This window comes from Echinicola shivajiensis (assembly GCF_018642165.1).
Taxonomy (GTDB): Bacteria; Bacteroidota; Bacteroidia; order Cytophagales; family Cyclobacteriaceae; genus Echinicola; species Echinicola shivajiensis.
The window spans coordinates 1-22,960 of record NZ_JAHHZM010000021.1; the positions used below are offsets into that span (position 1 = coordinate 1).

The 22,960-nt window shown below is 38.7% G+C and carries 19 protein-coding genes and 1 riboswitch; of the genes, 13 read left to right on the top strand and 6 right to left on the bottom strand.

Going from position 1 to position 22,960, the window contains the following annotated elements; translation table 11 throughout:
* Nucleotides 1-133: 133 nt before the first annotated feature.
* Together KMW37_RS21065 and KMW37_RS21070 are read right to left on the bottom strand one after the other, a co-directional pair.
* The gene (locus KMW37_RS21065) at nt 134-2,296 is read right to left on the bottom strand and encodes an alpha-L-fucosidase (RefSeq protein WP_215226625.1); all 2,163 of its coding nucleotides are present in this window, start codon (nt 2,294-2,296) and stop codon (nt 134-136) included.
* A 503-nt stretch (nt 2,297-2,799) separates the two neighbouring features.
* Entirely contained in the window at nt 2,800-3,180 is a 381-nt protein-coding gene (locus KMW37_RS21070) for a group I truncated hemoglobin (protein ID WP_215226626.1), read from the bottom strand.
* Nucleotides 3,181-3,790: 610 nt separating this feature from the next.
* Between KMW37_RS21070 and KMW37_RS21075 the strand changes: the two genes are divergently transcribed.
* The 5 genes from KMW37_RS21075 to KMW37_RS21095 all read left to right on the top strand — a co-directional run bounded on the left by KMW37_RS21075 (nt 3,791) and on the right by KMW37_RS21095 (nt 8,789).
* The gene (locus tag KMW37_RS21075) at nt 3,791-4,840 is read left to right on the top strand and encodes a GntR family transcriptional regulator (protein ID WP_215226627.1); all 1,050 of its coding nucleotides are present in this window, start codon (nt 3,791-3,793) and stop codon (nt 4,838-4,840) included.
* Between the two features lie 96 nt (nt 4,841-4,936).
* Complete coding sequence (locus KMW37_RS21080) at nt 4,937-6,385, top strand: purine-cytosine permease family protein (RefSeq protein ID WP_246581593.1); 1,449 nt, start codon at nt 4,937-4,939, stop codon at nt 6,383-6,385.
* A 12-nt stretch (nt 6,386-6,397) separates the two neighbouring features.
* Nucleotides 6,398-6,580, top strand: coding sequence for a hypothetical protein (locus KMW37_RS21085; protein WP_215226628.1), 183 nt, complete (start codon nt 6,398-6,400; stop codon nt 6,578-6,580).
* A 94-nt stretch (nt 6,581-6,674) separates the two neighbouring features.
* Nucleotides 6,675-7,583: an alpha/beta hydrolase gene (locus KMW37_RS21090; RefSeq protein WP_215226629.1), complete on the top strand. Its 909-nt coding sequence runs from the start codon at nt 6,675-6,677 to the stop codon at nt 7,581-7,583.
* 144 nt (nt 7,584-7,727) lie between these two features.
* Nucleotides 7,728-8,789 (top strand): GntR family transcriptional regulator, encoded by a 1,062-nt coding sequence (locus tag KMW37_RS21095; protein WP_215226630.1) that lies wholly within the window; start codon nt 7,728-7,730, stop codon nt 8,787-8,789.
* A gap of 4 nt (nt 8,790-8,793) precedes the next feature.
* Here the strand turns inward: KMW37_RS21095 and KMW37_RS21100 are convergent, their stop codons facing one another.
* Entirely contained in the window at nt 8,794-9,924 is a 1,131-nt protein-coding gene (locus KMW37_RS21100; RefSeq protein ID WP_215226631.1) for a 6-bladed beta-propeller, read from the bottom strand.
* Between the two features lie 129 nt (nt 9,925-10,053).
* Nucleotides 10,054-11,355, bottom strand: a complete 1,302-nt coding sequence (locus tag KMW37_RS21105) for a voltage-gated chloride channel family protein (RefSeq protein ID WP_215226632.1) — start codon at nt 11,353-11,355, stop codon at nt 10,054-10,056.
* A 33-nt stretch (nt 11,356-11,388) separates the two neighbouring features.
* Nucleotides 11,389-11,458, bottom strand: a riboswitch (Fluoride riboswitch).
* Between the two features lie 57 nt (nt 11,459-11,515).
* Here KMW37_RS21105 and KMW37_RS21110 point away from each other — a divergent pair.
* Complete coding sequence (locus KMW37_RS21110) at nt 11,516-12,409, top strand: TIGR01777 family oxidoreductase (RefSeq protein ID WP_215226633.1); 894 nt, start codon at nt 11,516-11,518, stop codon at nt 12,407-12,409.
* A gap of 11 nt (nt 12,410-12,420) precedes the next feature.
* Here KMW37_RS21110 and KMW37_RS21115 read toward each other — a convergent pair whose 3' ends face one another.
* On the bottom strand, nt 12,421-12,597 hold the full coding sequence (locus KMW37_RS21115) for a PLDc N-terminal domain-containing protein (protein ID WP_215226634.1): 177 nt from the start codon (nt 12,595-12,597) through the stop codon (nt 12,421-12,423).
* A 135-nt stretch (nt 12,598-12,732) separates the two neighbouring features.
* Here KMW37_RS21115 and KMW37_RS21120 point away from each other — a divergent pair, with 135 nt between their 5' ends.
* Nucleotides 12,733-15,297 carry a M14 metallopeptidase family protein gene (locus KMW37_RS21120; RefSeq protein WP_215226635.1) on the top strand — a complete coding sequence of 855 codons (2,565 nt, stop codon included), beginning with the start codon at nt 12,733-12,735 and terminating at the stop codon, nt 15,295-15,297.
* A 279-nt stretch (nt 15,298-15,576) separates the two neighbouring features.
* Entirely contained in the window at nt 15,577-16,080 is a 504-nt protein-coding gene (locus KMW37_RS21125; RefSeq protein WP_215226636.1) for a hypothetical protein, read from the top strand.
* Between the two features lie 82 nt (nt 16,081-16,162).
* Here KMW37_RS21125 and KMW37_RS21130 read toward each other — a convergent pair whose 3' ends face one another.
* On the bottom strand, nt 16,163-16,435 hold the full coding sequence (locus tag KMW37_RS21130; RefSeq protein WP_215226637.1) for an acylphosphatase: 273 nt from the start codon (nt 16,433-16,435) through the stop codon (nt 16,163-16,165).
* A 181-nt stretch (nt 16,436-16,616) separates the two neighbouring features.
* Between KMW37_RS21130 and KMW37_RS21135 the strand changes: the two genes are divergently transcribed.
* The 5 genes from KMW37_RS21135 (at nt 16,617) to KMW37_RS21155 (ending at nt 22,915) form a co-directional block, all read left to right on the top strand.
* Entirely contained in the window at nt 16,617-17,717 is a 1,101-nt protein-coding gene (locus KMW37_RS21135) for a vWA domain-containing protein (RefSeq protein ID WP_215226638.1), read from the top strand.
* Between the two features lie 2 nt (nt 17,718-17,719).
* Nucleotides 17,720-19,246: a P-loop NTPase family protein gene (locus KMW37_RS21140; RefSeq protein ID WP_215226639.1), complete on the top strand. Its 1,527-nt coding sequence runs from the start codon at nt 17,720-17,722 to the stop codon at nt 19,244-19,246.
* A gap of 447 nt (nt 19,247-19,693) precedes the next feature.
* Nucleotides 19,694-20,935, top strand: a complete 1,242-nt coding sequence (locus KMW37_RS21145) for a hypothetical protein (protein WP_215226640.1) — start codon at nt 19,694-19,696, stop codon at nt 20,933-20,935.
* Between the two features lie 213 nt (nt 20,936-21,148).
* Nucleotides 21,149-21,610, top strand: coding sequence for a PH domain-containing protein (locus tag KMW37_RS21150; protein ID WP_215226641.1), 462 nt, complete (start codon nt 21,149-21,151; stop codon nt 21,608-21,610).
* 135 nt (nt 21,611-21,745) lie between these two features.
* Nucleotides 21,746-22,915, top strand: a complete 1,170-nt coding sequence (locus KMW37_RS21155; protein ID WP_215226642.1) for a serine hydrolase domain-containing protein — start codon at nt 21,746-21,748, stop codon at nt 22,913-22,915.
* Nucleotides 22,916-22,960: the final 45 nt, after the last annotated feature.

The following is a 22,960-nucleotide window of genomic DNA, read 5'->3' on the forward strand; positions in this document are numbered from 1 at the left end:
AAACAAAGAATCCAGAGCTGAATTGACTGTAAGTCAAAAAAAATAGAGGCCGATTTTCATTAATCGGCCTCTATTGGCTAAAATCGACTATCTCGCTTTTTTAACTCTTGTTTTGAGACAGCCTCTTCTTTTTTTATTCTATAATAATTTCATCGACATATAGCCAAGCCTTACCTCCTGAGTTAAAATGTGGATGGGGACAAGTCTTTATGTTAATACCTTCGATCTTGAGATACCTTGCAGTATGATTGATGCTGTCCAATACATAATCTTTCACATATACCTCCATAGCAAATGGAGATATTTGATGTTTTACGGTGCCTGCTAATTCATAATGTTTTCCATCATTGGAAATATGGAAATTAACCGAATCCGGAACAAAAACAGATTCAAAGACATTTTTTAAAAAGCCCACGGAAATTTTATGGATAGAAGTCTCCGTGCCTAAATCTAAAGTAGTATTAAAATCATTCCCTTCAAATCCCAGCCAATCTCCCGAACTATAATCGATGGATCCTCTGTTGAAGTCAACCAAAACATCAGTTGACAAATTTCCCCCAACATTATTCCATTTATATTCTAAAGATACCTGCACTGGCTTTTTGACCTTGATGACATCCTTGCTCAGCTTTGGGCTATCTGCATAACCTTGTTGTTGGGCAAAAGCCTTAATAGTCGTGCTCTCATCTATGGTTATTGGCTCAGTATAGACCTTCGATTTCTCGGAAGGTTCAGTGCCATCAAGGGTATAATAGATTTTAGCCGCTGGGGTGCTGCTTTCCAGTGAAAAGATATATTTATCATCAAACAGGTAAGTATCTTCTTGAGGCATATTAACGCTTTTTACTTTTATCGCCTCCAGTGTTTTTGCTGGGCTTCCTTCAATTTGGAATACATAGGCCTGTTGAAGGTCCTGATTCAAGCTATTTCTAAGTTTATCTGGTGTTTCAATGGTTAACAACTCATTTTCATAAGTCCATTCCAAATCCTGATCGGAACCCAAAAGCTGAATAGTGGAACCTGTATTGGGGATTACTTTGGTTAGTTCTAAACTATTGCCAGGCCAGTCTAAACAAAGGGCATAAATCGTATTTCCATCTTTGCTTCTGGTATAGTAAATCTGCTCGTTTTCCTTAAAGTAGTCAAAGCTTCTGGTCTCATAAATCCCTTCCCCATTGACCTTTAGCCAGCCACCTATTTTTTCCATACTTTGCAAGGCCGCTTCAGGGATTTCTCCACTTGCGGGAGGTCCCACATCGAGTAGAAGATTTCCTCCTTTGGCCACTACTTCAATTAAAATATCGATAATTTCATTGGAGGATTTGAATTTATCGTTGATCCGGTGCGACCATCCCTCTCCCAATGACATGCAAAGTTCCCAAGGTTTTGGTAACGGTTTTTCAGGTAGGTGATGTAAACCCTCAGGAGACATATAATTTTCATGCCGACCTCCTGCAAGTCGATCAACAACGATCAAACCAGGCTGATTTTTTCTTGCCATCTTGGCAATACGGTCCATATCAATATCCTGATTGGCCACAGGCAATACCTGTGCACCATCCAGCCACAAAATATCAATAGGTCCATACTCGGTCATCAACTCTTGAATTTGCTTATAGGTAAACTCTTTGAAGTTATTCCACTTCTCAGGGTATTCCCTTGGGTCATAATTGACACTGTGGTCGGTTATGGGAAACTCTGGCGCCCAATAATCTTTATTGCTCCAATCAGGTTTGGAAAAATAAGTGCCCACACTGATTCCCTTGTCCCGGAATGCGTCAAAAAGCACTTTGGTGATATTGGCCTCTTTATTAGTATGAAATGGACAGTCTTCCCCGGTAGTGCTAAAATCAGTTTGCTTGGTGTCAAAGAGGCAAAAGCCATCATGGTGTTTGGTGACCATGATAAAGTATTTCATTCCAGCAGATTTTGCGGCATTCGCCCATTGTTCAGGATCGAACTTTTGGGGATTAAAGGTCTTATTGAGATTATAGTAATCCTCAAAATAACGGTCAAAATCATGGTCTCGCTCAGCAAAAGCAGGACCAACTTCCCTGGTGTCTTCAAAATTTTTGATCAGCGGCCAAGAGGCTACAGCACCCCATTGACTATAAACTCCCCAATGAACGAAGAACCCAAATTTTTTATCTTGGAACTTTTCCAGGTTCTCTACCACCAAAGGATCGGTCTCTATTTCGGTAGGATCAAAATTTAATGAAGCATTTTGTTTCTCAGGACTTTCATTGCACCCAAACAGACACATTAATGCCAGTACCGATGCGGTAATCTTTTTCATTTTCTATTTAGTAATGATGATCAATGTACAACTTAGATCATTTAACGGGATTAGGGCTTTGAGACTGCGAATATACCTTTAAATAAAAAATAACCCTATTGATCAGCTTAGAAGTTGCCAATTGAGCCACTACAGGATAATGTTTGATATTGTAGCCGGCGTCCTCACCTGATCTTCCTTTGGAAAATTTCTGTCATTTGCAATAGATCTGAGCAGCCAAATGACTCAAAGACATCAATCATAGAAATACTACACTTTTTGGATTGCTCTGCACTTCATAAAATCCGATAACAAAGTCGGTTTTTAGAAGAAACTTCCAGTTTTAAGGAGGATAACTCCATTGCTATTGAGCTTTGACCGAGTAACTGTTTCTCTTTTGGTGGATTCACTTTCTTGTGAGCTGTACACTAAAAAGTGAATTCGAGCCCTAATATCTATTGAATAACAACAGACCTAATTTTCAGATGAATTCAGGGGGCCATGTTGCATTTCTTGGTGACCAACTATAAACCAATCATCTGACCTTTCAAAGAATATGCTATAGCTAGCACATCTTTTTGGGATTGCTCATCAATATTATTTTTTGCTAAGGCCGCCATAATATCATCCATCACATCCATATATTCTCCCTTTGATATATTCATTCCCGTGTGGGCTTTGACCATATCCTTACCAGTATACTCTTCAGGCCCTCCGCTTCCGGATGCAAGGAAATTTATAAGATGCTGCCTTACTTCAGCAAAATGCTTGGGATCATCCTTTAAGGGTAAAAACCGAGCTTTTACAGAGGGATTGGTCATATGACCCTCTACAATATCATCCACCAACTTAGTGATACCTTCTATTCTCCCAAGTCGCTCATAAAGTGTTTTTTCGGGTTCCATAATTTAATTATTTAGTTTAAATTGATCAATTTCGCTTCTGTATTGACTCCAAGCAAGTATTTTGAAAATGGAGGAAAACCTTAATTTCGAGAATTTTTAGACTTTAGGATTCATCAAAACCTATTCTAGATCAATAGTAACATATTTGAAGTCCATTTAACCTTAGCAAAAAGATTTACAACAAACCCGATAATTACTAAATGATAGCAGCAATGCTCAAAATTTCACCCCAAAAAGAAAACTGGGTTTAGTATTATACAATATAAGCATTACGCCAGTCATCTAATAGGTTGAATTAAAAATAGTTACGAAAGAAAATCTTAAATGTCCTCACTAAGCTATTAGGCTAAAATATAAAAAAGTTTAATCCCTAAATAGTCATTATAGATCATTTGCTTAGGACTAATTCCTTACTGCTGTAATTCCATTATCCACTTTGATTCCACCGGGTTTCTACTATCTGTTTTTTTGATCAAGAACTACCAAATTAGATTAGAGCTAGAAAAAAAGTCTTGCCAAGCCACTTATAAAATTATTTTTCAGTCGTTGTAAAGTTTGGTCCTTTATCTATATCTTAGAATTTATTGCCATTATTAACCTAAATTCCGAAATGATCGCAAGTTCATCTTCCATAAGAATCGATTCTGAATCAAGGATTCCTAAATACCAGCAAATCATCAATTCCATCATCGAGGACATTGAAAAGGGAGCACTTTCAGTTGGAGAAAAAATCCCCTCTATCAACGAAATCAGTGAAGGACATTACCTGTCCAGGGACACTGTAGAAAAAGCCTATAGCCTGCTTAAGAAAAAGAAAATCATTATTTCGGTAAAAGGAAAAGGCTATTATGTAGCCAGAAACGTCTCGCAGTCCCAAACCAAAGTACTTTTTTTACTCAATAAGCTATCTAATTATAAACTGCGGATTTATAATTCATTCGTTAATAGCTTGGGGCCTGATTCCCAAGTGGATTTAAATGTTTATCACTGCGATCCAAAGAATCTAATTAACCTCTTAAAGGAGAATAAGGGTGCCTATGATTATTATGTCATTATGCCCCATTTTAAGGATAAGGAATTAAACCATCTGAATTATGATCAGGAAGTAATCAAAAGTATAACTGATATTCCTTCTGAAAAGGTGATCATCATGGACAATTACCTCCCAGATGCCGGTTTGGAGACGGCAGCGATTTATCAGGATTTTAAAATGGACATTTACCAGGCGCTGAAAGAGGGCCTTGCCAGGATTAAAAAATATGGCAAGCTAATTTTAGTATATCCAGATAAAGTCATATATCCTTATCCAAGCGAAATTAAACAAGGCTTTAAAAAGTTTTGTGTGGAATTTGATATCAACTTTGAGATCATTGATACCATATATGCCGATATGGAACTGGACCAACATGATGCTTATATAATTATTGAGGAAAATGACCTGATTAATTTGATCAAGCAGATCAGGGAAAAAGACTTTGAACTTGGAGAAGATATAGGGGTGATTTCCTATAATGATACGCCATTGAAGGAACTACTGGGGATTACAGTCATGTCTACGGATTTTAAGGTTATGGGAGAAACTGCGGCCTATATGATTAAGAAGCATAAAAAGGAAGTGGTGAAAAATGTCTTTAACTTTATTGACCGGGGCTCCATTTAATGTTAGGATTTGACTATCGTCCATAACAGTACAGGACAGCTGTTTCTTTGAACTTTTTTATTTTCACAATTACCCAGAATACGTAAAAATAGAAATATGTCCCAAAAAAGTAACCTAGTAAAGAAGCTAGAAGCTGTTAATGAACATGAAAGAGAGCCTATCCCAAAGCATGAGCTAAAAAGCTGGAAAAGCTTTATTGGAACTTATGCAGGTGAACACACAGCAGGAACCGAGTTTGTTTTAGGCCCCCTATTTGTCGCCCATGGGGCGAGTGCCATTGATTTGGTGACAGGACTTTTGATTGGGAATATTTTAGCTGTATTAAGCTGGGCTTTTTTAACGGGGAAGGCGGCTACTAAAACCCGGCTCACGCTATATTTTCAACTTGAAAAGATTGCAGGTAGTCGATTTACCATGATTTATAATTTGGTCAATGCAGTGGCATTTTGTTTTTTGGCCGGAGCCATGATTACAGTGGCAGCAACGGCTGTGGGCATTCCTTTTGACATGGCCATGCCAGCCCTCAATGATAACCTTCCTACGAGTGTGGGTTTTGTCATCACTGTTTTTGCAGTTGGGACCATTACCACAGTCATCGCCATGTTTGGCTTTAACCAAGTGGTGAAATTTGCCAATATTGCAGCCCCTTGGATGATCATGATTTTTGTTGCAGCTGCTGTGACAGTTTTGCCGCGATTGGGGATCAACTCCATCAGTGACTTTTGGCCTGTAGCCAAAGAGACTATCTGGTCAGGTCAGCCTTTGGAGGGAAATACGAAGTTCACCTTTTGGCATATCATGTTTTTCGCATGGTTCTGCAATATGGCCATGCACATAGGGATGGCAGATATGTCCATCTTAAGATATGCAAAAAAATGGACGGCTGGTTTTGCAACCTCTACAGGCGTGTTTTTAGGACATTATGTTGCTTGGATCGCTTCAGGTATCCTATATTCTTTGTTCCTGTTGGAGTCAGACAATAGTTTGGTGTTTGCGCCTGGACCAATTGCCTATGAAGCCGTGGGGATTGCTGGGGCCATCTGTGTGATCATCGCTGGCTGGACGACTGCAAACCCTACTTTGTATCGGGCTGGTTTAGCCATACAATCCATCAATCCCAAGTGGAAAACATGGAAAGTGACTTTGTTTGTAGGCTTGATCACGACGATTGCAGCTTGTTTCCCGGCATTAATGATGCAGCTATTGGACTTTGTGGCCCTTTATGGTTTAGTATTGATGCCATTAGGTGCTGTTGTCTTTATTGATATTTTCCTTTTACCAAAAATAGGACTGAAATCAAATTTTGCAGAATTCAATAAAAGCTCTTTTAATCCAGCAGTAGGTATTACATGGCTAGTCACTTTGATATTCTGTGTAGGTCTCAATTTCTTTGGAGAAATTGAGATCTTCTTCTTAGGACTGCCTGGCTGGTTTGTGGCAGTAATCGTTTATTTGGTCAGTAGTAAGCTGGTACAAAGAAACTATAAAGAGGTGGCAAGTCCATCAGTAGTTACAAAAACAAGAAAAACAGTTCCTATCAACTGAAATAACCTGATTATGAACAATATATATAAGATCATCTCCTTTATCGCATTAGGACTGAACATAGTGCCATCATTTTTGGTGTTTTCAGGCTCGATCACAGCAGATCTTTGCAAAATACTCATGTTTGTTGGTACAGTGGTATGGTTTCTTACCGCGCCAAAATGGATGAATAAAAAACAGGAAGCCCAGATTTAAAGCAGCTTTTTCAATACTTTGTAGAAAATAAGTCTTCCTTGACAAAGCTAAAATTCCTATATTTTGGACTTCCAAAGTAAATCAATATAACCCAATGCCTAAAATTCAGTACATAATAGCCATTATCTTGTTGGCAATCCCCATTATTTGTAGTGCGCAGCAAGAGACATTCCCTCTTTATTCAGGAGATGCCCCTAATACAAAGGCACTTTTGGACAAGGATGTAATTGGTAATGGTGGAAGAATAGAAAGGGTAGCCACTCCCCAGATAACAGTTTATAGGCCGCAAAAAACAGCGAGCAATAGAAAGGCCATTTTGATATGCCCAGGAGGGGGATATGGAATCATTGCTATTCAGCATGAAGGGCATCAGATAGCCAGATGGTACAGCGAGAGAGGATATACTGCAGCGGTACTTAAATATAGGCTACCTGAAGAAGCTCTCCTTAATGAGTCTTGGAATGTGCCTTTGATGGATGCAGAAGAAGGTATTCGTTTTTTGAGAAGAAAGGCAAAAAAATGGGATTATGACAGCGATAAGATTGGTGTTTTAGGTTTCTCAGCAGGAGGCCACCTTGCCTCATCCGTTTCTGTTCATAACCATCCTACCCAGGACAAACAACCTAGTTCAAGGCCTGATTTTAGTGTTTTGGTCTATCCAGTTATCAGTATGGATACGAGCATTACCCATCAGGGATCAAGACATAATTTGTTGGGTGAAAAGCTCAACTCAGATCTTGAAAATTACTTCTCCAATGAAACACAAATAAAGAATACTACACCTCCCGCTTTTTTAGTCCATAGCTGGGATGATACTGCTGTACCTGCAGAAAATTCCATCAGGTATGCCAAAGCACTTAATCAGGAGGGCATCAAAAGCGAACTTCACCTATTTGAAAAGGGAGGGCATGGATACGGTAGAGGAAATGTTGAAAGTCATGGAAATGCCTCCCGTTGGTTGGAATTGAGTGACCAGTGGATTTCAGATCTGTTTTCTGAATAAAAGAACAGAATATAATCATTTATGGCAAGCATTTGTGCTTGCCAAAGAGTAGTTAACCCTAAGCTTATTTTAATTCTAAACCTTGCGATACTTCGATATCGTGCATGTAGAATTATGTTTTATTGTTAACAAACTCCCAAAATTATGATTTTAGTTGAAAAAAACCTCTTACTTAAAATTGATGGTAAATCCAGAATCCCAAAATACCAGCAAATTGTAGATTCCATTATTAAGAATATAGAAAGTGGGGCTCTGATGGTAGGTGATAAACTTCCTTCCATCAACGATATCAGTGAGGAATATTATCTTAGCCGCGATACAGTAGTGAGGGCCTATAATCTTCTTCGTGAAAAGAAGATTATTACTTCAGTGGTCAGCAAAGGTTTTTATGTAAACAAAGCAGTAAACAGTTCTAACCATAAAACACTGTTTATACTTAATAAACTCAGTAACTATAAACTGGAGATCTTCAATACTTTTGTCAACAGCATGGGCTCAGACAACCAGATTGACCTGCGTATTTATCACTGTGATTCCCAACTATTGGTAAATATTTTGGAAGAGAATATAGGAGCTTATGACCATTTTGTACTGATGCCTCATTTTAAAAAGGACGCTGTGAATCATGCTCATATTCATTGCAATGAGCAAGTTCTGGAATGTCTGAAGAAAATTCCAACGGACAAATTGGTGATCATGGATAACTACTTACCGGAATTGGGAGAGGATATTGCCTGTATCTATCAGGATTTCAAGCAGGATATATATCAAGCCATGGAAGAAGCTTTACAAAAACTAAAGAAATATAATAAGCTTATTCTGGCATTCCCTGATAATCTGATCTATCCCTATCCAAAAGAAATCATGCAAGGTTTTTTGAATTTTTGTAATACCCATGATTTTGATGCAGAGGTCCTTGACAAGATTTATCCAGACATGGAATTACAGGAAAAAGATGCCTATATCATTATTGATGAAAATGACCTGGTCAGCTTGGTGAAGCAAACACGTGATAGGCAATTTGAAATTGGTAAGGATATTGGCGTGGTTTCCTATAATGACACCCCGCTAAAGGAACTATTTGAAATTACAGTGATATCCACAGACTTTGAACTGATGGCAGAGTCAGCAGCCTATATGATCAAAAAACATAAGCAGGAGCTAGTTCCAAATATATTTAGATTTATAGATCGGGGTTCGTTGTAGTCATTTAGTCCTCGATTGAAGCAAACACTATAACAGGGTTATCATCCACTTCAATGTCTGATAAGACACGGGAGTGGGCCCTTAATGTTGCTGCTTCCATTAAAACTTGTGGATGGACCAAAAACATAAATTTCCCACTGTTTTCGTCAAAACCTATAGGCTTGTACCAAAGGGATGTTTCCGTGAGCTCATTTCTTCTCAATGCTCCCGTATGTTTGTTGTATAAGATTAGTTCATGTTTCATCTCCCCTTGCTTCTGGATTGAAATATGAAATAGGACCCAATCTTTATTCTCCAAATAATCTTCAACAAATGCAAAGCCTTTTTCATTGATCAATTGGAAACCTTCCATAAAATCTAAATCCCAAAATTCTGATGGGGGTGAAAAAGAGCTGGAATTAAATGCAAAGGAGGGTTTCAAGGTGTCGGAAACAGTATAAACTTGAGGGTTAAACGCTTCTTTGAAATAAATCTTTTCATCATAATTGGTAAAGTTTTTCTCCTGAACAGGAATCAATTTTCCTGTATAGTCATTGGGTAAATAAGAAGCTAAAATATTACCATTTTGATCAGTTTCAATAAGCCTGTCCTGTACCAGTGGTGCATTGTAACCACCATAAAAAAGGTAATTTCCATTCGGTTTTTTAGTAAAGGTATCGGCCAAAAAATTAAACTTCTTGGTCGCTATTTTGCTTCCTGAAAGTGAACAAATTTCAATAAAAGTTTCTTGACCTTTTGATACCAATATTTCCACCTGATCATTGTCAACAATAAAATCTTTAATATTGGGTAGTTCATTTGGCCCTTCCCCGACTGAAACGATTTTTCCTTTATAGTTTCCCTTTCTATCAAAATGATGAATACTGAATTGAGATGCGCCCTTTCCACTTTGCCGTTTATCTTTTATTAGATATCCTCCTTTGTACCTCCTAATTTGTAGCTGGGTACTTAATAGATTTTCGGAAATGGTTTTGAGGGGAATTATGTCATCAACTAGGAAAGGCAAGCTATCCTTTTCTATTTTATTCGGAGAAATTATCACAAGTTCTTTGTCTATTGATTTCGAACTGCAAGACATGATATAAGTAGCTACACAAAAAACACCTATGCTTGTTAAAAAGCGATATGAAAACATATTGTAAAAATTTAACTATGAATATAGTTAAATATAATTCAAAACTATTTTTGTTCCAAATGTATTTTAGAATAACCGTATTTCTTTGACTTATTGATGATATAAGTTTCTAGGAATTTGCATTTCGCATTATTCCAGTTTTCCCAGGCTTTTGCCTTTGCTATGCTCCAAAGAACTGTGCTTTGGAGATCCAATTACCTGGGAACCGTAGATTCCTGAATGGCCGCTAAACAAATAGGCCACTACGCATGCCAAGCCCACATAAACCCCGCTTTCTGCTCCGAAAAGTTCTATTCCCATCAGGGTGCAAGACAAAGGCGTATTTGTCGCTCCTGAAAATACTGCCACAAATCCCATTCCTGCCAATAAGGCCATGGGTAGTGGAATAACTCCAGACAATATATTTCCCAAGGTCGCACCGGTATAGAATAATGGGGTTACTTCTCCCCCTTTAAAGCCAGCGCCCAAGGTCAATGAAGTAAAGCCTATTTTGGCAAGGAAATCATACCAAGGTAATTCCGCATTGAAGGCCTCTACAATAGTGGGGACTCCCAGTCCTATATATTTGGTAGTGCCAATCAAAAACACCAATATGGCCACCATAGCACCGCCCACCACAGGCCTCAAAGGTGGATAATGAATGAGTTTTTTGAAAATCTCAGCCCAGAAAGTGGTCGCCTTGGCAAATAACCTGCCTGCCAAACCAAAACAGATTCCTGCCGGTATAATCCAGAGTACATTGGCCAAATTTAAGTCTGGGATAAAAGGGATTTCATAATGAGTATGGTGGGCAGCCCAAAAGTCCGTACAGGCATAATCAGCTACATAAGCCCCCAAAAAGGCCGGTAAAATGGATTCATACCTTACCCTGCCAATCATCAGCCACTCCAAAGCAAAAATTGCCCCTGCCAGTGGTGTTCCAAATACTGAAGCAAACCCTGCTGCCACTCCTAGGGTAATGACAGTTTTACGGTCAATGGGTTTTAATTTGAACCATTTGGTAAATTGATCAGCAATGGCTCCGCCCATTTGGACAGCTGTTCCCTCTCGGCCTGCCGAACCGCCAAATAGATGGGTAGCAATCGTTCCAAACAACACCAAGGGAGCCATTCGGAGTGGGATGGGTTTTAATGGATTATAAAATTCTTCCAACAACTGGTTGTTACCTTTTACTACCGATTCTCCAAACCGATAATATACCCAGCCAATGAGTAAGCCTCCCAAGGGCAATAAAGCAATAATGTATAAATTTGCTTCTCTGTATTCTGTAGTCCACTGCAGGGCAAAAAGGAAAAATGCAGAGGCAGAGCCCACCAGCAATCCAATAAAAATGGCCAAAACCAACCATTTTATGGTATAGACTAAACTTGGATAAAATTCGGTTTGGATAAAACGCTTAAAATGTATCAATTCTCGTGCCCTCTCCAACATAGGAATATCAGTGTAAATTAGAATTTCGGATGAGTTGAAGTAGGAGTCATCAGCGCTGAAAAATCAGAGCGGTTAAAGGTGGTACCCCATCACCTGAGGCAAATATAGACTTTTTTCTTAACTTAAATTGATCGGTATAGTTATTGAACAAAAAGCTGTTATGAAAAATATTTTGATCACCGGAGGATCTGGATTAGTAGGACAAAGGCTCACCAAGGCATTGGAAGAAAAGGGCTACCATGTGGCCTGGCTAAGCCGTACCCCTGAAAAACAAACGCAAAAATCCTTTGGATGGGATATTCGAAAGCAAGAAATCGACCTTAACTCCTTGGAATGGGCGGATGCCATCATCCATTTGGCAGGGGCGGATGTGGCAGAAAAAAGATGGTCACCGACCAGAAAAAGGCTGATTTTGGAAAGTCGGACACTTTCTGCCCAGTTGATTTTTGACCAATTGAGGACTGTGGAAAACAGGCCGGAAGTGATGGTCTCTGCCAGCGGAGCCAATTATTATGGCTTGGACAATGGTGATCGGTGGCTTACCGAGGAGGATCCTCCTGGAAATGATTTTTTATCAGAGGTAGTCATAAAATGGGAAAGGTCAGTGAACCAATTCAATAGTCTTGGTATCAGAACTGTTGCGCTGAGAACCGGGGTGGTATTGGCAAAAGGAGGTGGGGCCTTAGCTAAAATGCTTCAGCCACCTGTGGCAGCTCCACTAGGCAGCGGCAATCAATTTATGAGTTGGATCCATATTCAGGATTTGGTGGATATGTTTATTCACGCATTAGAACATAAAAACTTAAAGGGTTCCTACAATGCCGTTTCTCCCATTCCTGTAAGCAATAAGGAATTGACCCAAAAAGCAGCAAAATACAGCAGGAAGCCATTTGTAAGTCTGCAGGTACCAGGTTTTTTGTTGAAGATAGTACTTGGGGAAATGGCTGGAATGATATTAGGTGGAAATAAAGTTTCTGCCGATAAAATCATCAGCTCGGGTTATAAGTTTAAATTCACTGAAATAGACCATGCACTCAAGGACCTCTATTCCTAATATCTTGCAAATCATAAATAAGCTCGTCCTTTCCCTATCAAAAACCACAATAAGGTTCCTAGGCCAGGCAAGATGGCTACGATTATCAACCAGGTAACTTTATCCTTATCTTTGTGAAAGCGACTGTTGATGACATCAAAGATTGTAAAAACATAAATAATAACTCCAATGGAACCTAATCCTAACATAGGTGAGTATCTGTCTAAATAAGAATATTAACTTTTAAATAGTTTATTTTACCTTGAAAATGAATTTACCTAATTTTTATGAGAATTTTAAGGAGCTTTGAGCCCATGGATCTCAACCCCCAAAAATTTAATCCTATGATCAAAAGAATATTTACCCTGGTTTTTGGGCTTATGGCTCTTTCAGCCACAGCGCAAGAAGATATAGATTTATCCTATTATCTCAAACCAGGATACAGTTATAATCCGGACATCCCCACGCCCGCTTCCGTACTTGGCTTTGAAATAGGGGAATGGCATGTCAGCCATGATCAGATTTATATGTACATGGAAAAATTGGCGGCAGCATCTGACCGGGTAAATTTGGAAATTACTGGCAGAACCTATGAAAACAGGCCTTTGATGATGCTGACAATCAGCCATCCTGACAACTTAAATAGGTTAAATGCCATTAAATTTCAGCGCTCTCAGTTAAGAGACCCTTCACAATCAGGAGATGTCGATATCGAAAATATACCTGTGGTAGCCTATATGGGGTACTCCGTTCATGGCAATGAGCCAAGTGGGGTAAATGCCTCTTTACTGGCCGCTTACCATTTTGCTGCAGCCAATGAACTGGATGAACAGCTACAGAATATTGTGATTTTAATTGAGCCAGGAATCAATCCTGATGGGATCAATCGTTTTGCCTCTTGGGTAAACTCCAATAGGAGCATTCATATGAACGGTGACCCGATGAACAGGGAACTGAATGAAGCCTGGCCAAGGGGAAGAACCAATCATTATTGGTTTGACCTTAATCGTGACTGGTTACCTGTTCAACATCCTGAATCGAGAAGTAGGATAGCAAAAATTCAGGAATGGAAACCTAATCTGGTATTGGACTTTCATGAAATGGGTACCAATAGCACCTTTTTCTTTCAACCAGGGATTCCAAGCCGAACTCATCCACTTACTCCAAGGAAGAATTTTGAATTGACAGAAAAAGTGGCCCAGTATCATGCAAAATATTTGGATGAAATAGGCTCTCTTTATTTTACCCAAGAAAGTTATGATGATTTCTATTACGGTAAAGGTTCCACATATCCTGATGTTCAGGGGCAGATAGGTATTTTGTTTGAGCAGGCTTCTTCTCGAGGACACTTACAGGAAAGTGTCAATGGGCCTTTAAGTTTTCCCTTTACAATCAGAAACCAATTTACAGCGACCTTATCTTCCTTTGAAGCAGCTTTAGCCATGAGAAAGGAACTGAACAGCTATATGAGGGATTTTTATCTGGATGCCAAAAAGGAAGCGGATAATGATACTAATAAAGCTTATATATTTGGTACTCCAAAGGACAAAGGTAGAACCAACCATTTGGCTGATATGATCCTTCAGCATGATGTTAAAGTATATGGACTCAAAGAGGATATCAATATCAATGGGATAGATTTTAAGGCCAATCAATCCTATATTGTTCCACTTAACCAGCCTCAATATAGGTTGATCAAAGGGATGTTTGAAACCAGGACTGATTTCCAGGATAGCCTGTTTTATGATGTTTCAGCTTGGACATTGCCGATGGCTTTTGATATGCGTTTTATGGCTGTCAGCAGTAGGATTCTAAACTTGGCAAATGTAGAGGAGGTAAGAAGAGTCCCTCAGCATCCAATGGGAGAATTAAAAGGAGCCGCAGGAGCTTATGCCTATGCATTTGAATGGGGAGAATATTATGCCCCAAAAGCTTTGTACCAGTTAATGGAAAAGGGATATAACCTTAGGGTCAGCCACAAAGCCTTTGATGATGGGGCTGACAAGAAGTTTGGGCGTGGAACGATTCTCATTGACAAGGGAAGATCCAATATCTCTGACCAGGACTTTTTTGAGGATTTGCAGGCAGTTGCTCAGCAAACGGGGATTACCATTTCGGCTATTAATACTGGATATACAAGTGGAGTTAATTTAGGCTCTCCTAGTATTTCTGTACTGCAAAAACCTGTAGTAGCTGTTTTGGTGGATAATGGAGTATCTAGCAGTGAGGCTGGTGAAATTTGGCACCTGTTGGACCAAAGAATGGAAATGCCCATCACCTTATTGCCAACTAACCTCTTTTCAGCTGCTGACCTACATCGATATAATGTGATTGTAATGCCGAATGGCAATTACTCTGCTATCAATCAATCAGGAGTAGAATCCCTAAAAAGCTGGGTGAAAAATGGTGGTATATTGATCGCTAGAGGCTCAGCGCTGAACTGGATCAATCAAAACAAGATAGGAGAGTTTACCTTCAAAAATGAAACGGAAGAAGACAGCACACTGCAAAAAAGGTATGCAGATCTGGCCAATGATCATGGTTCCAAGGTTACTGGAGGAGCTATATTCAAAGTGAATCTTGACCTCACTCATCCATTGGGCTATGGTTATCAAGATGAGAACCTGTTCACATTCAGGAATAGCAACCAGTTTATGGAACCTTCTGATAATCCTTTCGCCAATCCTCTGATTTATACAGATAATCCTTTGGCCAGTGGTTATGTTTATCCATTTAACCTGGAGCAGATGAAAAATACGGCTATGATCCGGATTTCTGCCAATGGAAAAGGAAAGGTGATTGGATTTGTGGACAATCCTAATTTCCGTGCCTTTTGGTTTGGCACCAATAAACTGTTCTTGAATAGTATTTTCTTTGGAAGCACTATTTCGAATAGTTCTGCCAGATAAATCGAAACCCTGAGTGTAGTTTCCTGATTAATGAAGCCATTTGTCCTCGACCATGCTAGTTGACAATCGAAGTTTTGAACGTCAATATTAGCATGGTCGAGGAATTCCTTTTACTTAATTAGTATTTTATTTGGTGAATTATAACCGTATAGAATTTATCAATTTTTTTACTTTTTCTATTTGTACCAAATATTCCCAATCCAAAAAAAGTGCAATTTTTCTCTTTTGATTTTGCCCATAAAAACTTAATTTGCGCCATAATTTTCGCTAACCTGAGTAATGATTCAAAAACTATTTCCTTTAGATAAAAACTATATCCTTAGACAGGCTCAATCGGGCATGGAGGAACAGCTATTGGAAATAATGGTGAGCGAACTTAAAGCATCTTACAAATCCCTTTACAACCCTCTTGGCTTAGTGGAAAGTACTTACCAGCAAATTCTGGAAACAAAGACTTTTCCAACAGACAGAATTAGGGTAATATATCAGCAGTTGTCAGGTATATATAGATTCAAATATGGCTCCAACCAACTGGAGTTTTTATTTGATGGGCGCAGTCATTTGGAGAAATACCAGGAAGATTGGCAGGAGCATTTTGTGCTTTGGCTGAGAAAACTAGGTGCCCATGAATCTTATGTCAAGTGCATGTTGAGAATGACCTTGCTTTTTGATACTGAAAACAGAGCTGAATTTGCAGAAAACCGTTGCAAAAGCTTTATCAATGAGTTTTTTGATCTTAAGATTATCAAAAGAAAAGGAGAGCTAAAGCTAAAAATCGCCTAAATTGTTTGCTTAGTATAAGCTTCGATTTCAGGTGGTATTTGAGGACGCTTGATTTTAAAAAAAGATCCACTAGTTTTCTCTCTTATTCATGTTTGATCTCAAAGGAATCGAATTTCAGATTGTAGCCTTCTTCCAAGACCATAAGTTCTGAAACTTGTGATTTCGATGGCCCTACCTTCAACCAGTCCTCCATCAATTTTAACTGGTCCTCTTCACCTTGGATAATGGTCATGACAGATCCATCAGATTCATTTCTCACCCAACCTTTTAAGCCCAATTCTTTGGCCTTGTCTTGGGTAGATTTTCTAAAAAACACTCCTTGAACCTTTCCGAGAACTTTGATTTTTTTATACATAGATTTTAAAAATTTCCTTTTTCACAAATTTAAGAAAGATCAATTTCTTTAAAACAACAATTTCTTTCTCAGGTGATTATTTGTAACTTAATCAAAGGCAAAAGCCTTGATTTATAAGCAGTATTTTAAAAAACACTTATTTTCTAAACTTGCTACCCAGCTATCTTGTTATCTGTTCTGTATGAAAGGATTTAGATTTACGAAATACACCCCTAACAAGGACCCCAATAAAAGTACCTTTGAAAATCTCCTGGAAATTTTCCTTCAGTTGGTCACTATGACAGGAGGAGATGTGGCAGAGGCACTTAGTTGGCTCACCAACCTGGACAACAGGTATGGGCTCACCAATCCTGCCTATGGTATTGGAGATTTTATTGATGATCTCAAGGACAAGGGCTATATGACTGAGGAAAACCAAAAGGGGGAATTTAAAATTACGGGCAAGTCAGAACAGGAAATCAGAAAAAGTGCACTGGAAGAGATTTTCGGAAAACTCAAAAGAGGTAACAGGGGGCAGCATCGCACCACTCATTCTGGTTTGGGAGAAGAGCGAGGTACAGACAGAAGGCCTTTTCAGTTTGGAGATAATTTGGAACAAATTGCTCTCACAGACTCTTTGAGAAACGCACAGGCCAACCATGGCTTTGGAGGAGATTTTTTGCTTACAGAAGATGATCTGGAGGTAACCGAAAATGAATACCGAACTCAAACCAGTACAGTATTGATGATCGATATTTCCCATTCTATGATCTTATACGGTGAGGACAGAATAACCCCTGCCAAAAAGGTAGCTATGGCATTGGCCGAACTGATCAAGACACGGTATCCCAAGGATACATTAGACATCATTGTTTTTGGGAATGATGCCTGGCAAATTGACATCAAAGACTTACCCTATTTGCAAGTAGGTCCTTACCACACTAACACCGTGGCAGGATTACAACTGGCCATGGATCTTTTGAGAAGGAGAAAAAATCCCAACAAGCAAATCTTTATGATCACGGATGGGAAGCCCACCTGCTTGAAAATAGGAATTAAATATTATAAAAATAGCTTTGGTATTGACAGCAAAATTTTAAATGAAACCCTTAAGCTTGCTGCCCAATGCCGCAAACTAAAAGTCCCCGTAACTACTTTCATGATTGCCTCGGACCCTTATCTTAAGGAGTTTGTTCAGGAGTTCACCAAGGTAAATAATGGCAATGCCTACTATAGTAGCCTTAAGGGATTGGGACACTTGATTTTTGAGGATTATAGACGCAACCGAACAAAACGCTTTTGAGCATGACATATCAGCAATTGACAAGTAATGATTTATTGAAAATAAAAACACTGGGCGAACTAAAGGCAGCGGGCTATCAGGCCCAGTCAATAAAAGAAGAACTCCGCCAAAACCTGATCAGTAAGATTAAAGCCAGTGAGAATGTGTTTGAGGGGATTTGGGGCTATGAAGATACGGTTATCCCTGATATTGAAAGGGCAATATTGTCCAGACATAATATCAATTTTCTGGGTTTGAGAGGACAGGCAAAAACCAAGATTGCCCGCCAGATGACCCTTTTACTGGACGAATATGTGCCTGTGGTCACAGGTTCGGAACTTAATGATGACCCTTTACAGCCTTTGACAAGCTTTGCCAAAGACTTGATCAAAGAAAATGGAGATGATACCCCCATAACTTGGTGGCATCGTGAGGAAAGGTATACAGAGAAACTGGCTACTCCTGATGTATCTGTTGCTGATTTGATAGGTGATGTAGATCCTATTAAAGCAGCCACCATGAAACTTTCCTATAGCGACGAAAGAGTTATCCATTACGGGTTGGTTCCACGTTCCCACCGCTCAATATTTGTGATCAATGAATTACCTGATTTGCAGGCAAGGATACAGGTGGCCCTATTTAATATTCTGCAGGAAGGGGATATACAGATCAGGGGATTTAAGCTTAGGCTTCCTTTGGATATTCAGTTTGTCTTTACCGCCAATCCGGAGGATTACACCAACAGGGGTAGTATAGTCACACCGTTAAAGGACCGTATAGAATCACAGATCATTACCCATTATCCAAAAAATATAGAGATTGGAAAGCAGATTACGAGCCAAGAGGCTAAGCTTCAAGGTAAGCCTCTTGAACATATTCATGTGCCAGAGCTAATGAGAGATCTAATAGAACAGGTAGCTGTGGAGGCCAGGCACAGTGAATATGTGGATGAAAAAAGCGGGGTTTCCGCTAGGCTGACCATTACTGCTTATGAAAACCTTATTTCCGCGGCTGAAAGAAGGTTATACCTTAATGGAGAAAGTAATACAGTAACCCGAGTGGCAGACTTGATCGGTATTATTCCTGCTATCACCGGTAAGGTAGAATTGGTATATGAAGGCGAGCAGGAAGGAGCAGGACTGGTGGCTTATAATCTCATTGGCAAAGCCATTCGGACCCTGTTTGCATCTAAATTTCCTACTCCAGAACAAAAGAAGAAAGATAAAGAAGGAAACCCTTATGTTTTGCCTTTGTCTTGGTTTGGAGAAGGAAATCATCTGGATATTTTGGCCTCTCAAAATGATAAAGAATATAAGAAAGCTTTGCATCAAGTTCCGGGACTAGAAAAGATCACGACAGATTTTGTACAATCGCTACCAGAAAAAGAAAAGGAGTTTTATATGGAGTTTGCTCTTCATGGACTGGCAGAATATAGTCAGCTAAGTAAAAAGCTTTTGGATACTGGCATGCAATTCAAAGACTTATTTAGCAGCATGTTTGATATGGGAGCCCCAGATGAGGATGATTTTGATGATCCTGATTTAAATTGATGGTTTGCCCTATAACAAGTAGAAGGACATTTTGCAGATAGAGGACTTTGGGATCTTTTACTGTTTTTAGAAAAGCTTCGCATTGATAATGAAAACCATCCTCGATAAATATCCGGGGATGGTTTTCTTCTTACTGGCCAGATTTTTCTTTTGTTAAGATTATCCTTTCGGTTTTAGATCTATATAAGTCCATTCTTCTGTGATTTTTTTCTTATTTTAACAACTGTAATTCAGTTGGTTATATTGATTCTGTCCAGTTTTGTGTAAAGGAATCTTGCTTTATGCCACAGCAGATTTGATATTTTGCAGACATTGCAAATGCTACATATAAAGTGATTTATGCAATGACTATCTTTTGATTGGAAAGCTAAGGGTTTCTTGCCAACAATATTCTCAGGCTTGATCTTGTATGCTGCGCTTATTGATTTTCATTTCATCGCATTAACCATGAAAAAAATCATTTTGGTAACTCTTTTCTTGGGGCTTTTCTATCAATATTCGCGAGCTCAAGATCGTTTTTTTGTTATACAAGCCAAAGACAGTCTACAGGGGAAACCACGCTTCACATCCAGCTTCGGGGCTAATATCAAGCTAAACGGTTATCTCGATCTTTTTGGAGGTTTACAGGATAATGAGACTTTCAATGTGGGATTGATCAATGTCTTTGGAACTGATGATAAGGCAAGCCTCCATATAGATATGTATCAGACACAGTTGATATTCGAAACCGATCTGATCACGTCCAATGGAAAACAGATCAAGGCTGTAGTGGAGTCCGACTTTTGGGGTGGGAATGGAGTGATCAGGTTGAGAAAAGCCTATGTGGAAACGGATCATTGGCAAATTGGTCAGAACTGGCACAACTTCGGCGATGAAAAGATTTGGCCCAATATTATGGAATGGGAAGGGCCTCCCTCTGGAGTTTGGCTGAGGATACCCCATATCAAATATAAAAATACCCTTAATGACAAAAGGTATATTTATGAAATCAGCTTAGAAGCCCCTCTCAATGACTACAATCCCTTTAAAGACCTTGAGCCTTTTGTGAAGGAAACCGACCAATTTACACCTGACTTAACTGCTGCCATGCGCTATATAGAACCTTGGGGACATCTTAGGCTTTCCTCGGTTTTAAGACATATCCGCTATTCTTTACAGGGTGAAGAGGATAGTTTTATGGGATATGGATTTAGCTTTTCTGGGCTTTATAGCCCTTTGGAATCCAGAGACAATCTGCAATTCCAGTTAGTTGCAGGTAAGGGTATTACTGCGTTTATGACCAGTATTGCCGGGCAAGGCTATGATGGCTATCCTAATATGGAAGGGGATTTCTCTGCTACTCCTGTTTTTGGTGGCTGGTCCAGTTATGAATATTTCATCACCCCTAAAGTTCATGCAAATGCTGTAATAGGCTACACCAATTTTAACATAAAAGAAGCTTCTAGGTATATCCTTCTACCTAACCTTGAAATTTCCGATGTCTATCTTAATGGCCGACTCAAGCACGAACATTACTATGGAATACTCAATATGATGTACGATCCATACGAACGCATGACGGTAGGCATTGAACTGGACTATGGCGTCAAAATGCTGGATGGAGAAGGAACCATCAATCAACAGTTTCTAAAAAATAAAAAGTCCAGGGATGCTATGCGCATCAGCTTTGGCTTTATTTTCTATTTATAATACTTGTAATTGTATTCCTAAAGACCTTACTCCTGACTTTAAGAGGGATTGCCATTGGAAAAAATAACACAGCGATAGTTGATGAACTACTTATATTTGTCAATGAGTGTATTTAAAAATAAAACGAAACACAAATATTGTATATTCATCATTTTTTTGCATATTAAAACCATCTTATTGTTTATAATAGCCCAAAACCCCTGAACAAGCTGTATGCTAGGTAGTAAACCACAATATCAAGAAATGAAGACCTTTAAGTCAAAATTCGGATATGAGATGATTGTTCTATTGACGCTTCCTTTTGCGTTGATAACTGGGTATTTAGTATATAAAGAAGCTCCCACTGAGGCTATCATATTATTAAGCGGAATCATTACTGTCATTTTTGTTTTTTGCATTTACCTCAATTGCTCCACTTCCTATGTCATTACGGAAAGTGGAATACTGAAGGTCAAGTGTGGGTTCATTATTAATAAATGGTATGATATTGACAAGATCAGGTCTATTTCTAAAACGAACAATTTGATTTCTTCACCTGCACCCTCATTGGACAGGATTGAAATTGCTTATGGGAAAAATGGTTATTTAGTGATATCGCCTAAAGATAAGATGGGGTTTTCTAGAGAATTGATAAAAATCAATCCTTACATCAAAAGCAATTTGGTTAAATCTTAATAGCAATAGACCGTTTTGGTTCAGAACGCTCTGATGAACTATTATGATATTTTAGCTGAAGGTCGATTAAGATTCGGATTCAAATATTGTTAAATTATAAAGTAATGGTATAACTAAACAGATTAATTCTTCTTTATGGTCCGCAAAATATTATTATTCCTATTGATGGTTCTAATTTTTGCTGGAGTTGCTGTCTTATACTTTTATATACAAAATAAGGATCATCACCGATATCTGAATTCATTAAGCAAGCCGGAGCAAATAGATGAAGGGATAAATTACATCCTCAATAGGTATAATGTAAAAGGAGCAAGTATTGCGGTAATCGATAATTATGAACTAAAATGGGCTAAGGGCTTTGGAATAACAGATGCTGAAGAACCAAGGGCAGTTACTGCAGAAACACTTTTTGATGTAGCCTCCATTAGTAAGCCTTTGACAGCATTTACTGCCTTAAAGATCCTAGACAAAAAAAACATCTCCATTGACACGCCTGCCAATAAAGTTTTGAGAAGTTGGAAAATTCCAGATAATCAATTTACCGATTCTGCACAAGTAAGCATACGACAGCTGTTAAGTCACAGAGGTGGAATTAATCTACATGGATATATGGGGTATACAAAAGAAGATACTCTACCCACTCTAATTGAAGAACTGAATGGTATTCCACCTTCAAAAAGCGAAAAAATAAAAGTCATTCAGGTACCAGGAAAATCCTTCATTTATTCAGGGGGAGGATATTATATTATCCAACAACTACTGGAAGATATTAGTCAAGTTCCTTTTGATCAGCTAGTCAAAAACATAGTTTTTAGCCCATTAGAAATGTGCAATAGTACTTTTCAACAGGACTCTTTGGAAAGCTATTATCCATCTATTGCCAGTGCACACTATAAAGGGAAATTAATAAAGATTAAAAGAATGCGTTTTGGAGCTGGAGCAGCAGGTGGTTTAAAGTCCACAGCAGAGGATCTTGGCAAATTTATTCTTGAAATCATGCTATCTCTTAAGAGCAGTTCCAATAAAATTTTAAACCAAGACAAGACGAAACAGCTCCTATTTCCCGAATCTCCCAACTATGGACTCGGATTTATGTTAAATGAAGATTTTTTTGGACATGGAGGAGCAAACGTAGGCTTTATCAGTACCATTATTGCTCATAAGGAAAAAGGTTATGGTATTGTACTATTGACTAATAGTAGCCGAGATGACAATCTCCTTTGGTTGGTAAGTGATAAAAGTAGGAAGGAGATCATCGATTTGGTTGCCAGGGTATATCAGTGGGAGACACTCCCTTATTTTTAAGCTATTTATCTTTGTCTTGTCTCAATTATCTGACAATCAGTGTGT

Bases quoted from the DNA above. Each gene is read 5' to 3' on its own strand.
- KMW37_RS21065 (WP_215226625.1), bottom strand. From the start codon at position 2,296: ATGAAAAAGATTACCGCATCGGTACTGGCATTAATGTGTCTGTTTGGG.
- KMW37_RS21070 (WP_215226626.1), bottom strand. From the start codon at position 3,180: ATGGAACCCGAAAAAACACTTTATGAGCGACTTGGGAGAATAGAAGGT.
- KMW37_RS21075 (WP_215226627.1), top strand. From the start codon at position 3,791: ATGATCGCAAGTTCATCTTCCATAAGAATCGATTCTGAATCAAGGATT.
- KMW37_RS21080 (WP_246581593.1), top strand. From the start codon at position 4,937: ATGTCCCAAAAAAGTAACCTAGTAAAGAAGCTAGAAGCTGTTAATGAA.
- KMW37_RS21085 (WP_215226628.1), top strand. From the start codon at position 6,398: ATGAACAATATATATAAGATCATCTCCTTTATCGCATTAGGACTGAAC.
- KMW37_RS21090 (WP_215226629.1), top strand. From the start codon at position 6,675: ATGCCTAAAATTCAGTACATAATAGCCATTATCTTGTTGGCAATCCCC.
- KMW37_RS21095 (WP_215226630.1), top strand. From the start codon at position 7,728: ATGATTTTAGTTGAAAAAAACCTCTTACTTAAAATTGATGGTAAATCC.
- KMW37_RS21100 (WP_215226631.1), bottom strand. From the start codon at position 9,924: ATGTTTTCATATCGCTTTTTAACAAGCATAGGTGTTTTTTGTGTAGCT.
- KMW37_RS21105 (WP_215226632.1), bottom strand. From the start codon at position 11,355: ATGTTGGAGAGGGCACGAGAATTGATACATTTTAAGCGTTTTATCCAA.
- KMW37_RS21110 (WP_215226633.1), top strand. From the start codon at position 11,516: ATGAAAAATATTTTGATCACCGGAGGATCTGGATTAGTAGGACAAAGG.
- KMW37_RS21115 (WP_215226634.1), bottom strand. From the start codon at position 12,597: ATGTTAGGATTAGGTTCCATTGGAGTTATTATTTATGTTTTTACAATC.
- KMW37_RS21120 (WP_215226635.1), top strand. From the start codon at position 12,733: ATGATCAAAAGAATATTTACCCTGGTTTTTGGGCTTATGGCTCTTTCA.
- KMW37_RS21125 (WP_215226636.1), top strand. From the start codon at position 15,577: ATGATTCAAAAACTATTTCCTTTAGATAAAAACTATATCCTTAGACAG.
- KMW37_RS21130 (WP_215226637.1), bottom strand. From the start codon at position 16,435: ATGTATAAAAAAATCAAAGTTCTCGGAAAGGTTCAAGGAGTGTTTTTT.
- KMW37_RS21135 (WP_215226638.1), top strand. From the start codon at position 16,617: ATGAAAGGATTTAGATTTACGAAATACACCCCTAACAAGGACCCCAAT.
- KMW37_RS21140 (WP_215226639.1), top strand. From the start codon at position 17,720: ATGACATATCAGCAATTGACAAGTAATGATTTATTGAAAATAAAAACA.
- KMW37_RS21145 (WP_215226640.1), top strand. From the start codon at position 19,694: ATGAAAAAAATCATTTTGGTAACTCTTTTCTTGGGGCTTTTCTATCAA.
- KMW37_RS21150 (WP_215226641.1), top strand. From the start codon at position 21,149: ATGCTAGGTAGTAAACCACAATATCAAGAAATGAAGACCTTTAAGTCA.
- KMW37_RS21155 (WP_215226642.1), top strand. From the start codon at position 21,746: ATGGTCCGCAAAATATTATTATTCCTATTGATGGTTCTAATTTTTGCT.